Raw genomic sequence first — 12026 nt, forward strand, 5'->3', positions numbered from 1 at the left:
CGTAGGTGCGGATGCCGGACGCCCCGATCACCGCCACCCGCCAGGCGCTACGCCTCTTCGCCCTCAGACACCTCGGCCAGCACCTCGGCGGTGTTCTCGCCAAGCCGAGGCGGATGCCTGCGGATGTTCGACGGCGTACCCGTGAACTTCACCGGCGGCTTCATGGCGTTGTAGGGCCCGGCGTGGGGATGGTCGTAGGTCTCGAAGAAGCCCACCGCCTTCAGGTGAGGATCCTCCGGCAGGTCGTCCAGGCGGTTTGTGCGCACCACCGGGATCGACAGCGGCTTGAGCAGATCCAGCCATTCCTGGGTGGTGCGCGTGGCCGTCACGGTCTCCACCAGGGCGTAGAGCTCGTGGATGTGCTTGGCCCGCGTCGCGTAGTCGGAGAACCGAGGATCCTTGCCGAAGGTCTCGCCCCAGCCGGCGACCTGGAAGAACTGGTCCCACTGTCGGTCGGTATAGGGCAGCAGGCCGATGTAGCCGTCCTTGGTGGGATACGGCTTGCGGTGCGGGTTGACCACGCGCTGATAGCCCCACTGGCCGATCGGCGGCTCGAAGGCGTGGTCGTAGAGGTGCTCCACCAGGGTGAAGCTGGTGACGCATTCCAGCATCGGCACCTCGATGAACTGGCCCTCGCCGGTCCGCTCGCGGGCGAAGACGCCGGCGGTGATCGCCTGGGCCATGAAGAGGCCCGAGACCTTGTCGGCCACCAGGGTCGGCAGGATGCGCGGCGCCGGATTGCCGTCCGTTCGCGGCAGGATGTCCGCCAGGCCTGAGGCCGACTGGATCAGGTCGTCATAGGCCGGCTCCCCCGCATAGGGGCCTTCCGAACCGTAGCCGGCGGCATGCACGTAGACGACGTCGGGTCGCAGCGCCTTCACGTCCTCGTAGGACAGACCCAGGCGCTTCAGGCCCTCGTAGCGGATGGAGGTGGCGAAGACGTCGCAGGACTTGATCAGCCGCTCCAGCGCCGGCCGCATCTTCGGGTCCTTGAGGTCGATCAGCACCGAGCGCTTGTTGCGGTTGATGGTCAGGAAGATGGGGCCCAGGTCGCGCGGGCAGTCCTGCGGCACGTGGCCGGCCCAGCGCATGATGTCGCCGCCGTCGCCGCGGCCGGAGCCGGGGTCTTCCAGCTTGATCACCTCGGCGCCTTGGTCGCCGAGCATCTGGGTCGCATAGGCGCCGAACACCACGCTGGTGGTGTCCAGGATCCGCACGCCCGTCATTGGCCCGGTCGCCGTCTCGGCCAGCTGCTTTACTTCCGTCACGTCATCTCTCCCCTCTCCGCTTCGCACGGCTATGATCGCGCAAATTCGCCGATTGACCTTGGGGAGGGCTAGTGGACTTCGCGCTTTCCGACGAGCACCGGATGCTCAAGGAGTTGGCCCAGCGGTTCGTGAAGGACCACCTGGCGCCGCTGGAGCCGGCCGTCCTCGCGCGCGAGGCTTCGGGCCAGGGGGCCGTGCTGACGGCGGAGGAGCGGGCGAAGATCGACGAGGTCTCCCGGTCGCTCGGCCTCTGGGGGCTGGACGCGCCGGAGGACGTCGGCGGCGCCGACTTGCCCCAGGTGGCGCTGGTGGGCGTGAACGAGGCTCTCGGCTCGACGATCACGCCCTACACCCTGCCGCCGGACTCGCCGAACCTGCGGATGTTGATGGCGACGGTGACCGACCGTCAGCGGGAGGCTTATCTGGCCCCCTACGCGCGCGGCGAGACGATCAGCGCCATCGGCATCTCCGAGCCCGGCGCCGGCGCCGATCCCGCGGGCATGACCACCCGCGCCGAGCGCGACGGCGAGGACTGGGTCATCAACGGCCGCAAAATCTGGACGAGCCGGGCGGCGGAGGCCGACTTCACCATCGTCATGGCGGTCACCGACAAGGAGAAGGGCGCCCGCGGCGGCATGTCGGCCTTTCTGGTCGACCGCGACAATCCCGGCTTCAAGGTCTTGCGGCGCATCCCGATGATCGGCGGGGCCTTCACCTACGAGGTGGCGCTGGAGGACTGCCGCGTCCCTGGCTGGAAGCTTCTGGGGACGGAAGGCCAGGGCTTCGCCCCCATGCAGGTGCGGCTGGGCACGCGGCGGCTGGAGATGGCCTCCTGGTGCATCGGCATCGCCCAGCGGGCCCTGGACATGATGTGCGAATACGCGCCCCAGCGCGTCACCTTCGGTCAGCCGCTTTCCGACCGCCAGGCGGTGCAGTGGTGGGCGGCGGACGCCGCGATGAAGATCCACGCCTGTCGCCTGATGGTCTACGACTGCGCCTGGAAGCTGGACCAAGGCCGCGACGTCCGCCAGGAAATCTCGATGGTGAAGGTCTTCGGCACCGAAATGGCCTGGGAGATCGTCGACCACGCCATGCAGGCCTTCGGCGCCATGGGCATGACCAAGGAAATGCCCCTGCAGCTGCTCGCGGCCAGCGTTCGCAACATGCGCATCTATGACGGGCCGTCCGAAGTGCATCGGATGGTCATCGCCCGCAACCTTATGGGAACCAGACGATGAAGACGGCTTACGGCGACCACATCACGGTCGAGCTTTCGGACCACGTCGCGACCGTGGTGTTCGACCGGCCGCCGAACAACCACGTTTCGGTGGAGCTGATGCGCGACCTGGCCGACGCCCTGGAGGCGCTGGATCGGGACCAGGACTGCCGGGCCATTGTTCTGGCCTCCAACGGCAAGCCGTTCTGCGCTGGCGCCGACCTCGTCTCCTCAGACGGCATCGGCGGATCGGGCATGCAAGGCATCGCGCCCCTCTACGATCAGGCGGTGCGGCTGTTCTCGACGGCCAAGCCCATCGTCGCGGCCGTGCAGGGCGCGGCCGTCGGCGCAGGGCTAGGCCTGGCCCTGGTGGCCGATTTCCGGGTGGCGGCGCCCGAGGCGCGGTTCTCGGCCAATTTCGTCAAGCTGGGTTTCCATCCGGGCTTCGGCCTGACCCACACCCTGCCTCGCCTCATCGGCCATCAGAGGGCGAGCCTGATGTTCCTGACCGGACGGCGCGTGAAGGCCGAGGAAGCCCTCTCCTGGGGCCTGGTGGATCAGGTGTCGCCGCTGGAAGACCTGCGCTCGGCCGCACGAACCCTCGCCGCCGAGATTGCCGAGAACGCGCCGCTGGCTGTCGCCGCCACACGCAAGACCCTGCGCGGCGAACTCGCCGCCGCGGTGCGCGCGCAGACCGGCCACGAGCACGAGCAGCAATCGATCCTTCGGGCGACGGAGGATTTCGCCGAGGGCGTGCGCGCGGTGCAGGAGCGGCGGCCGGGCCGCTTCATGGGCCGTTAGGCGGCCGCGCTGGCCGCGCTCGCCCCGACCGCGGCCTCGCTCAGGGTGCGGGCGATAGCGTCATAGAGCTTGGCGATCTCGATCGGCTTGGCGACATGGCCGTCCATGCCGGCGGCGAGGTATTCCTCCACCTGGTGCGACAGGGCGTTGGCCGTGAGCGCTATGATCGGCGTCCGCGGCCGCCCGGCTTCGGCCTCCGCCGCCCGGATCGACCGGGCCGAGGCGATGCCGTCCATGACCGGCATCTGGATGTCCATCAGGATCAGGTCGTAGGCGCCCGCGCGCCAGGCCTCAAAGGCCTGCTTGCCGTCGGCGACGATCTCCACCTCGAGACCCAGCGCGCCCATGACGGCCGAGAGCACCTGCTGATTGGTGGGATTGTCCTCGGCGGCGAGGATGCGCAGTGCGCCCTCCTCGGCCGGGGCGGCTTCCTCCGTCTCGGCCGCGCGCTTCGGCGCGGCCTCGCCGCGCTCCAGGGGCAGCTCGACGGAAAAGACCGAGCCCTCGCCCTCGCGGCTGTCGACCGAGATCGACCCGCCCATCATCTGGGTCAGCTCGCGGCAGATGGCCAGGCCCAGGCCCGTGCCGCCGAACCGGCGGGTGGCGGTGTTGTCGGCCTGGATGAACTTCTCGAACAGCACCGCCTGTTTCTCCAGGGCGATGCCGACGCCGGTGTCGCGCACGGTCAGCTTCAGCGCGCCGTCGGCGGACACCTCGAAGGCGGCCTTCACCTCGCCCTGCAAGGTGAACTTCACCGCGTTGGAGACGAGATTGCCCAGGATCTGGCGAATGCGGTCGGCGTCGCCGCGCCAGGCGCCGGCGGCGGCCTCGCTCACCTCGATAGCGAAGGCGAGGCCCTTCTGTTCGGCCACGACGGCGAAGGCCTTGCGGGTCGGCTCGACGACCGCCTCTAGGTCGAAGTCGTCCACCAGCAGGGTCAGCTTGCCCGCCTCGATCTTCGACAGGTCCAGCACGTCGTTCAGCACCGCCAGCAGCAGGCCGCCGGACTGGCGGATCACGTCCAGCCGCTCGCGCTGAACCGGCGCCAGCTCGCCCATGGACATCACCTCGGCCATGGCCAGCACGCCGTTCAGCGGCGTGCGGATCTCGTGGCTCATATTGGCCAGGAACTGGGACTTGAGCACATTGGCGGCGTTGGCGGCGTCGCGCGCCTCCACCAGCTCGCCCAGGGTGCGCTGCAGGGCGCGTTCGCGTTCGTCCAGCTTCTCGAGCAGATGGTTGAAGGAGTCGCTCAAGGAGCGGAACAGCGCGTCGTGGGCCTGCACCTCGACAGGCTCGAACCGACCGCTGGCGGCGACCTCGTGCATGGCTTCCGACAGCTTCTGCACCGGCGCGATCACGCGCGAGGCGAGCCCCCGGGCCAGGAACAGGGCCACGCCCACGCCCCCGAAGAAGAGCGCCCCGGTCAAGGCCACGAACTGCGGCAACAGGGTGGTCAGGCGGGGCCTGTTGACCACCAGGGTCAGCTCCCCGATCGTCCGCCCCTCGTGCACCAGCGGCGCGCGGAAGGTCTCGGCGTCGCGGCGGGCGACCTCGTCGGCGCTCGCATAGTCGGCGACGGCGCGCCCATCGCGGCCGGTGACACGCGCCGCGACCACCCGCGGCGCCCGGGAGAAGCCTGCGACGAAGGCGTCCGCGCGCTCGGAATCGCCCGCCGCAACCGCCGGGGCGGTCATGCGCGCGCCGATCTCCACCAGCGCCAGATGGCCCTGATGGCTCTGCTCGCGGGCCACCGCCCACTGCTGAAGCATAAAGGTGAGACAGGCGGCCACCAGGACCGCCACGGTCGTGACGAGGGCCACGCTCGCCACGCGCGCATGAAAGGTCGCGTGATGCCGTTCACCGGTTCTTGCGGACAGGTCGGTCATGGCGCTCGAGGTCGGATCCGAGGTCCAAGCCTAGCGGTCACTCCCTAACGGTTCGCTTCCGGCGACACAGCCTGGGCGCGAAACCGTGACCCAAAGGACACAACAACAACCTCTGCGCGCGATTGTCGCGGTTAACGGCCTATGATTCCATTTGGCGGAGCTTAACCTTTAGTTTAGCTTAATATGCGTTAAGCATTCCCGTGGAGGGTTCGTAATGGAAAAAGCGTTTGTCGCTCAGCGCGTGGCGACCAAGCTGTTCTCGACCGAGGCGGCCGTGGATCAAGCTATGGTCGAAGCCACCGAGTTCATGGCGGACCTTCTGAAGGCCCGGCAGGACGTGAAGGTCTCTCTCGTCTTCGCCGACGAGGCTCAAGTGAAGCTGATGGAAGCCATCAAGGCCCTCAGCGAAGCCCGCTCGGCCATGGTCGGCGTGCACAACGAGCTGGCCGAGGCCCAACTCCGCCTCGGCGTGCGCACGAAGATGAACGGCTACATGAAGCCGAACTTCCTGCGCCACAACAACACGACCGAGATGCGCGAAGTCGGCTGAGCCGCTCATCAGGTTGCAATAGTTTAACTGGTTCGCGCCCCTAATCCCGGTTAGGGGCGCGAACTATGCCGCACATATCCATCCATGTGGCCTTCTGGGCCGTCTTTATCGTCCTCTTGCTGGGGACGTGCGGCCTGGCCATCTGGAAGGGCGGCCCTGCGGAGCGCTATGGCGCCCTGCTGATCCTGTTCTTTGCGCTGCTTTGGGAATTCGGCCGTCTTCTGCCGCCCAGCTTCGCGCCCTGGATGCCCCTCGTCCAACTGGTTGGAGACGGCCTCACCGCGGTGGGGCTGCTGGTCGTCGCCATGCGCTATGCGAGCCTCTGGCTCGGCGGCGCGCTGCTGTTCCAGGCGGTGCAGTTCAGCCTGCACTCCTTCTACCTGGTCACCGGCCGACCGATCGACATGCTCTATCTGCTGATCAACAACGTGAATCTCTACGCCATCCTCGGCTGCCTGGCGCTGGGGACGGCGATGTCCTGGCGCGAGCAGCGCCGCGCCCTGCGGACGGCCGAGGCCTCTAGGCCGACGCTCGCGCTCTAGGCTCGAAGGTCGCCAGGGCCACGCCAGCCAGGATCAGAGCCAGGGCGGCGAAGGCCGTCCAACTCGGTCGCTCCTCCAGCAGCCAGACGCCCAGCGCCGTCGCCCAGACCGGCGCCATGTAGATCGACAGGGATACGAACAGCGGTCCTCGCCTCTGGATCAGGAACACCCAGCCGATGGTGGCCAGGCCTGCGGGAAACACGCCCTGCCCGATCACCGCCGCGAGCGCCGGCGCCGGCGGCCAGGCCGGAAGCGGCGACATGGCCAGCGCCATGGCCGTGGCGTAGATCGCCGCCCACAGGGCCAGCATCAGGGCGCCGGAGACGGCCGGCACCGACGGCGCGTTCTTGGTGACGACGTTGGCCACCGCATAGAGCCCAGCCGCCCCGATCGCCGCGGCCATGGCCAGGCTTTCGAGGCTGGCGCCGCCGGCCAGCTTCGGGGCCAGCAGCAGGGCGAGGCCTGCAAATCCCACCGCGACGCCGGCCGCCCGCTGGAAGCTCAGCCGGTCGCCGGCGACGAACAGGTGCGCCAGCACCGCGGTGAAGATCGGCGAGGCGCTGTTGCACATGGCGTTCACCGCCGAGGGCAGGGTCTGGGCCGCGTAGGCGAAGAGCACGAAGGGAACCGCCATGCCGACCAGGCCGGTCAGGGCGTAGAACCGCCAGGCGCGGTGGCGGATCGGCGGCAGCCGCTCGCGGCGGGCCAGCAGCACGGCCGCCAGGGTCGCGACCGCGACCCAGAGCCGCAGGGCCGCGTTCCAGACGGGCTCGATGTGCTCTACGGCGATCTTCAGGAGCGCGAAGGCCGAGCCCCAGGCCACCACCAGGAAGGCCATGACGAGCCAGTCGATGGGCTGCGGACGGTTCATGCAACCGCCTCAGATCACGCTCCGGTCGGGCCGCCAAGGGGCAGGGCTGTCAGCTCCGCTCAAACCAGGTTTCGAAAACTTTCGCTTGCGTCGGACGCCAAACCAGAGTTTCTCCGCGCCGGGCCACGCCCCCCCAACGGGGCGCAGCCCATCTGTAAGGATGGGAGACATCGCTATGAACACCCTGCCGAAGCCGGCCATGCGCCCGGCTCGCGCCGAATTTTCGTCCGGCCCCTGCGCCAAGCGCCCCGGATGGAATCCCGAAGCCATTCAGAACGCCGTGCTGGGCCGCTCGCACCGGTCCAAGCTGGGCAAGGCGCGTCTCAAGGAGGCGATCGACCGTACCCGCGAGGTGCTGGAGGTTCCTGAGGACTTCCTGATCGGCATCGTGCCGGGCTCGGACACGGGCGCCGTTGAAATGGCGATGTGGTCCATGCTGGGGCCGAAGCCCGTGCAGCTGCTCGCTTTCGAGAGCTTCGGCAAGGACTGGGTCACCGACGTGACCAAGCAGCTGAAGCTGCCGGCCGAGGTGCTGGACGCGCCCTATGGCCAGCTGCCGGACCTCGCCAAGGTCCGCAAGGACGCCGACCTGGTCTTTACCTGGAACGGCACCACCTCCGGCGTGCGCGTGCCGAACGCCGACTTCATCGCCGCCGACCGCGAGGGGATCACGATCTGCGACGCCACCAGCGCCGCCTTCGCCCAGGCGCTCGACTGGACCAAGCTCGATGTGGTCACCTTCTCCTGGCAGAAGGCGCTCGGAGGCGAAGCCGCCCACGGCGTCCTGATCCTCGGCCCCCGCGCCGTCGCCCGCCTGGAGAGCCACACCCCCGCCTGGCCGATGCCCAAGCTCTTCCGCATGACCAAGGGCGGCAAGGTCAATCTCGAGATCTTCGAGGGCTCGACCATCAACACCCCGTCCATGCTGGCGGTGGAGGACGCGGTGGACGCCCTGAAGTGGGCCGAACGCATCGGCGGCCTGGCCGAGATGAAGCGTCGCGCCGACGCCAATCTCGCCGTGCTCGAGGACTGGGTGGAGAAGACCCCCTGGGTCGCCTTCCTCGCCGAGGACCGGGCGATCCGCTCCAACACCTCGGTCTGCCTGAAGGTGGTGGATCCGCGGGTCACCGCCCTTTCCGACGACGCCCAGGCCGACTTCGCCAAGAAGCTGGCCGCAGCGCTGGAAAAGGAAGGCGTCGCCTATGACATCGCCGGCTACCGGGACGCTCCGGCCGGCCTGCGCATCTGGTGCGGCGCGACGGTGGAGACCTCCGACGTCGACGCCCTGACGCCGTGGCTCGACTGGGCCTTCGCCGCCACCCTCGACCAGCTCCAGGCGGCTTAACCCGCCCTTCCGTTCCCGGTCGCGACGCGACGGACCGCGTCAGCGGCCGGGGGCGCCTCCCCATATCCGACAAGGACACCCGCCCCATGCCCCGCGTGCTCATCGCCGACAAGCTTAGCCCCGCCGCCGTGGAAATCTTCCGCCAGCGCGGCGTCGAGGCCGACGTCAAGACCGGCCTTTCAAAGGACGAGCTCCTCAAGATCATCGGCGACTATGACGGCCTGGCCGTCCGCTCGGCCACCAAGGCCGACAAGGACGTGATCGCCGCCGCCAAAAACCTGAAAGTCATCGGCCGCGCCGGCATCGGCGTGGACAATGTCGACATCCCCGCCGCCACGGCCAAGGGGATCGTGGTGATGAACACCCCCTTCGGCAACTCGATCACCACCGCCGAACACGCCATCGCCATGATGTTCGCCCTGGCCCGCCAGCTCCCCGCCGCCGACGTCTCCACCCAGGCCGGCAAGTGGGAGAAGAACCGCTTCATGGGCGTGGAGCTCTACGCCAAGACGCTGGGCCTGATCGGCGCCGGCAATATCGGCGGAATCGTCGCCGACCGGGCCAACGGCCTCAAGATGAAGGTCGTGGCCTACGACCCCTTCCTCTCGGCCGAGCGCGCCGTGGAAATCGGGGTGGAGAAGGTGGAGCTGGACGAGCTGCTGGCCCGCGCCGACGTCATCACCCTGCACACGCCGCTCACCGACAAGACCCGCAACATCCTGTCGGCCGAGAACCTGGCCAAGACCAAGAAGGGCGTGCTGATCGTTAACTGCGCCCGCGGCGGCCTGGTGGACGAGGCGGCCCTGCGCAAGCTGCTGGACGAGGGCCATGTGGGCGGCGCGGCCTTCGACGTCTTCGTCGAGGAGCCGGCCAAGGAGAACCCGCTCTTCGGCGCGGAGAACTTCATCGCCACCCCGCACCTGGGCGCCTCGACCCTGGAGGCCCAGGAGAACGTGGCCCTGCAGGTGGCCGAGCAGATGAGCGACTACCTGCTGACCGGCGCGGTGACCAACGCGCTGAACAGCCCCTCGGTCACTGCCGAAGAGGCGCCGAAGCTGAAACCGTTCGTGGCCCTGGCCGAAAAGCTCGGCGCCTTCGCCGGCCAGATGGTCGATGTGGAGATCAAGGCCATCGACATCGCCTATGAAGGCCAGGTCGCCCAGCTGAACACCCGCCCGCTCACCGCCGCGGCGCTCGCCGGCGTCATGCGCCCGATGCTGGAGGAGGTGAACATGGTCTCCGCCCCGGCCGTGGCCAAGGAGCGCGGGATCACCGTCTCGGAGAGCAAGCAGGAAGACAGCCCCATCTATGAGAACCTGGTGCGGATCACCGTCACCACGGCGCTCGGCAAGCGCTCCTTCGCCGGCTCGGTGCTGGCCGGCGCGCCGCGGGTGGTGGAGGTCAAGGGCATGGACCTGGACGCGCCCTTCGCGCCCACCATGCTCTACGTGAACAACCTGGATAAGCCGGGCTTCATCGGCGCGCTCGGCGCCCTGCTGGCCGAGGCGCAGGTCAATATCGCCACCTTCAACCTCGGCCGGGTCTCGGCCGGCGAGGACGCCATCGCCCTCGTGGGCGTCGACCAGGACCCGACCGAAGGCCTGCTGGCCAGGATCCGCGCCCTGCCGCACGTGAAGGAAGCCCGCATCCTGCGGTTCTGAATGAGTGGGGCCGCGCCGCCTTGCCGGGTGGCGCGGCCTCGCGCAACCTCGCCTCCGCAAGGGAGGCTCCGATGTCCAAGACGCCGCATCAGGAGGCGGAAGAGGCGCTCACCGCCTATGGGCTGACCCTGCCGGCCGCCACGGTTGGGCCAGGCTGGGCCTTCACCCGCGTGCTGCGGGTGAACAACCGGATGTTCGCCATCTTCGGCGACAAGAATCAGCCGCTCGACCAACTGACCGTCACCGTCAAGCTGCCGATCTCGGTGGAGATGGTCGCGGACCTCCCCTTCGTCCGCGAGAGCCGGGGCTGGTACAAGCAGCACGACTGGGTGATCGCGCACTTCGGCCCCGTGGACGACGTCCTGGCGGAGCTGGACACCCTGGAGGCCTGGATCCGGCAGAGCTATGTGGCCATCGCCCCGAAGAAGCTCAGCCGGTCGATCGCCGGGGAAACCCTATGAGCCGACGGAACGCGCTCTAACCGCCCGACAGGGCCCCGAAGATCAGCACCTCGTCGCCCTCGGTCACCGGAAGACCAAGATCGCGGGCGCGCTCGCCGTTTCGGAAGATGCGCATGTGGCGGCGGATCCGGTCCTGTTCGTCGACCACCCGGAACTTCAGCCCCGGAAACCGCGCGTCGAGGTCGCTCAGCACCTCCTCCACCGTTCCCCCCGCCGCGGTCAGCCGGCTGGCGCCGCCGGTGTAGGAGGTGAGCTGGGAAGGGACGAAGACCGAGATCATCGAAGCGGCGCGGCGACGACGGAATAGATCTCCGGCAGGTGGCGGGCGATCGTCCGCCACGCGCCGCCTTCGTCGTCGCTCATCCAGAGTTCGCCCCCCGTGGTTCCGAGATAGAGGCCGAGCGGTTCGGCCGCGTCGGCGCAGAAAGCCTGGCGCTTGACTGTGAACCAGCCCTGTTCGGCGGGAAAGCCACGATCCTGCCGCTCCCAGCTGCGTCCGGCGTCGCGGGTCCGGTAGGTCGCAGGTCGTCCGCCGGGGCTGGTGCGGGGCCAGACCTCGGTGCCGTCCATCGGGAAGACCCAGGCGGTGTCGGCCTCCCGCGGGTGCGGCACGATGGTGAAGCCGATGTCGCCGATCTCCGGCGGCATGGCGGTCCCGATCCGATCCCAGCGCGTCGCCGGACGGTCCAGGCGGTAGATTCCGCAGTGGTTCTGCTGCCACAGCCGATCGGGCATGGCCGGCGCGATGGCCACGTAGTGGGCGTCCTGTCCATATTCGGGATAGGGATCGGGCAGGAAATTGGCCTCCACCCCCTGGTTCAGGGGCGCCCAACTCGCGCCTTGGTCCAGGCTCTCGAACACGCCGGCGGTGGAGGTGGCGATGTACATGTGCGCCGGATCGCGCGGGTCGATCTGGATCTGATTGAGCAGGGCCCCGTCGGGCGTGCCGCCGTCCTCAGGGCACCATTTCCAGTACATCGGATGGTCGTTGAAGCCGGGAACGCTGTCCCAGGTGACGCCGCCGTCGGCGCTGCGGAACAGGCCGGGCGGGGAGGTTCCGGCCCACCAGACGCCCGGCTCGTCCTCATGGCCGGGTTCCAGCCAGAAGCTGTGGTCCACCGCCCGGACCGGCGCCCCCTCCGGCGCCTTGGGGAATGCGGGCGGCCGCTCGGCCTCCACCCAGTTCGCACCCCCATCGACAGAGCGGAAGATCGTCGGGCCGAGGTGGCCGGTGGCCGCCGCCATCAGCAGCGTCTTCCCGTCCCGAGGATCGAGCACCAGATGGTTGACGATGTGGCCCAGGAAGATCGGCCCCTGCACGGACCAGGCTTGTCGGCTTCCATCGCTGCGATAGATCCAGGCCCCCTTGCGGGTGCCGACGAGAAGCTGGACGGCGTCGGTCATGCGCCTCTCCCTCCGCTG

General features: G+C 68.7%; 12 protein-coding genes. 7 read left to right on the plus strand and 5 right to left on the minus strand.

Annotated features, from left to right (window positions below; all coding sequences use genetic code 11):
* Window positions 1-47: 47 nt before the first annotated feature.
* Window positions 48-1268, minus strand: a complete 1221-nt coding sequence (locus ACK41C_RS02870) for a CaiB/BaiF CoA transferase family protein (RefSeq protein ID WP_409650274.1) — start codon at window positions 1266-1268, stop codon at window positions 48-50.
* Window positions 1269-1339: 71 nt separating this feature from the next.
* Between ACK41C_RS02870 and ACK41C_RS02875 the strand changes: the two genes are divergently transcribed.
* Both ACK41C_RS02875 and ACK41C_RS02880 read left to right on the plus strand, forming a co-directional pair.
* Window positions 1340-2506 (plus strand): acyl-CoA dehydrogenase family protein, encoded by a 1167-nt coding sequence (locus ACK41C_RS02875; RefSeq protein WP_409650277.1) that lies wholly within the window; start codon window positions 1340-1342, stop codon window positions 2504-2506.
* Window positions 2503-3285, plus strand: coding sequence for an enoyl-CoA hydratase/isomerase family protein (locus ACK41C_RS02880; protein ID WP_409650280.1), 783 nt, complete (start codon window positions 2503-2505; stop codon window positions 3283-3285). Before ACK41C_RS02875 ends, ACK41C_RS02880 begins: the two co-directional genes overlap by 4 nt.
* Here the strand turns inward: ACK41C_RS02880 and ACK41C_RS02885 are convergent.
* On the minus strand, window positions 3282-5108 hold the full coding sequence (locus tag ACK41C_RS02885) for an ATP-binding protein (RefSeq protein ID WP_409650283.1): 1827 nt from the start codon (window positions 5106-5108) through the stop codon (window positions 3282-3284). The two genes, ACK41C_RS02880 and ACK41C_RS02885, sit on opposite strands and share 4 nt — an antisense overlap.
* A 280-nt stretch (window positions 5109-5388) precedes the next feature.
* On the opposite strand from ACK41C_RS02885, the gene ACK41C_RS02890 reads away from it, so the two are divergent.
* Window positions 5389-5724 (plus strand): hypothetical protein, encoded by a 336-nt coding sequence (locus ACK41C_RS02890; RefSeq protein WP_409650286.1) that lies wholly within the window; start codon window positions 5389-5391, stop codon window positions 5722-5724.
* A 65-nt stretch (window positions 5725-5789) separates the two neighbouring features.
* Window positions 5790-6266 (plus strand): hypothetical protein, encoded by a 477-nt coding sequence (locus tag ACK41C_RS02895; RefSeq protein WP_409650289.1) that lies wholly within the window; start codon window positions 5790-5792, stop codon window positions 6264-6266.
* Here the strand turns inward: ACK41C_RS02895 and ACK41C_RS02900 are convergent.
* On the minus strand, window positions 6244-7137 hold the full coding sequence (locus ACK41C_RS02900) for a DMT family transporter (RefSeq protein WP_409650292.1): 894 nt from the start codon (window positions 7135-7137) through the stop codon (window positions 6244-6246). The genes ACK41C_RS02895 and ACK41C_RS02900 overlap by 23 nt on opposite strands.
* Window positions 7138-7297: 160 nt before the next feature.
* Between ACK41C_RS02900 and ACK41C_RS02905 the strand changes: the two genes are divergently transcribed.
* The 3 genes from ACK41C_RS02905 (at window position 7298) to ACK41C_RS02915 (ending at window position 10604) form a co-directional block, all read left to right on the plus strand.
* Window positions 7298-8482 carry a phosphoserine transaminase gene (locus ACK41C_RS02905; protein ID WP_409650295.1) on the plus strand — a complete coding sequence of 395 codons (1185 nt, stop codon included), beginning with the start codon at window positions 7298-7300 and terminating at the stop codon, window positions 8480-8482.
* Between the two features lie 86 nt (window positions 8483-8568).
* Window positions 8569-10143 carry a phosphoglycerate dehydrogenase gene (gene serA / locus ACK41C_RS02910; RefSeq protein WP_409650298.1) on the plus strand — a complete coding sequence of 525 codons (1575 nt, stop codon included), beginning with the start codon at window positions 8569-8571 and terminating at the stop codon, window positions 10141-10143.
* Between the two features lie 71 nt (window positions 10144-10214).
* Entirely contained in the window at window positions 10215-10604 is a 390-nt protein-coding gene (locus tag ACK41C_RS02915; protein WP_409650301.1) for a hypothetical protein, read from the plus strand.
* Between the two features lie 16 nt (window positions 10605-10620).
* Here ACK41C_RS02915 and ACK41C_RS02920 read toward each other — a convergent pair whose 3' ends face one another.
* On the minus strand, window positions 10621-10884 hold the full coding sequence (locus ACK41C_RS02920) for a MoaD/ThiS family protein (protein ID WP_409650303.1): 264 nt from the start codon (window positions 10882-10884) through the stop codon (window positions 10621-10623).
* Entirely contained in the window at window positions 10881-12008 is a 1128-nt protein-coding gene (locus tag ACK41C_RS02925; protein ID WP_409650305.1) for a WD40/YVTN/BNR-like repeat-containing protein, read from the minus strand. Before ACK41C_RS02925 ends, ACK41C_RS02920 begins: the two co-directional genes overlap by 4 nt.
* Window positions 12009-12026: the final 18 nt, after the last annotated feature.

This window comes from Phenylobacterium sp. (genome assembly GCF_046290725.1).
In the GTDB taxonomy this organism is placed as follows: Bacteria; Pseudomonadota; Alphaproteobacteria; order Caulobacterales; family Caulobacteraceae; genus Phenylobacterium.

Bases quoted from the DNA above. Each gene is read 5' to 3' on its own strand.
- ACK41C_RS02925 (WP_409650305.1), bottom strand. From the start codon at position 12,008: ATGACCGACGCCGTCCAGCTTCTCGTCGGCACCCGCAAGGGGGCCTGG.
- serA (WP_409650298.1), top strand. From the start codon at position 8,569: ATGCCCCGCGTGCTCATCGCCGACAAGCTTAGCCCCGCCGCCGTGGAA.
- ACK41C_RS02900 (WP_409650292.1), bottom strand. From the start codon at position 7,137: ATGAACCGTCCGCAGCCCATCGACTGGCTCGTCATGGCCTTCCTGGTG.
- ACK41C_RS02905 (WP_409650295.1), top strand. From the start codon at position 7,298: ATGGGAGACATCGCTATGAACACCCTGCCGAAGCCGGCCATGCGCCCG.
- ACK41C_RS02920 (WP_409650303.1), bottom strand. From the start codon at position 10,884: ATGATCTCGGTCTTCGTCCCTTCCCAGCTCACCTCCTACACCGGCGGC.
- ACK41C_RS02880 (WP_409650280.1), top strand. From the start codon at position 2,503: ATGAAGACGGCTTACGGCGACCACATCACGGTCGAGCTTTCGGACCAC.
- ACK41C_RS02915 (WP_409650301.1), top strand. From the start codon at position 10,215: ATGTCCAAGACGCCGCATCAGGAGGCGGAAGAGGCGCTCACCGCCTAT.
- ACK41C_RS02895 (WP_409650289.1), top strand. From the start codon at position 5,790: ATGCCGCACATATCCATCCATGTGGCCTTCTGGGCCGTCTTTATCGTC.
- ACK41C_RS02890 (WP_409650286.1), top strand. From the start codon at position 5,389: ATGGAAAAAGCGTTTGTCGCTCAGCGCGTGGCGACCAAGCTGTTCTCG.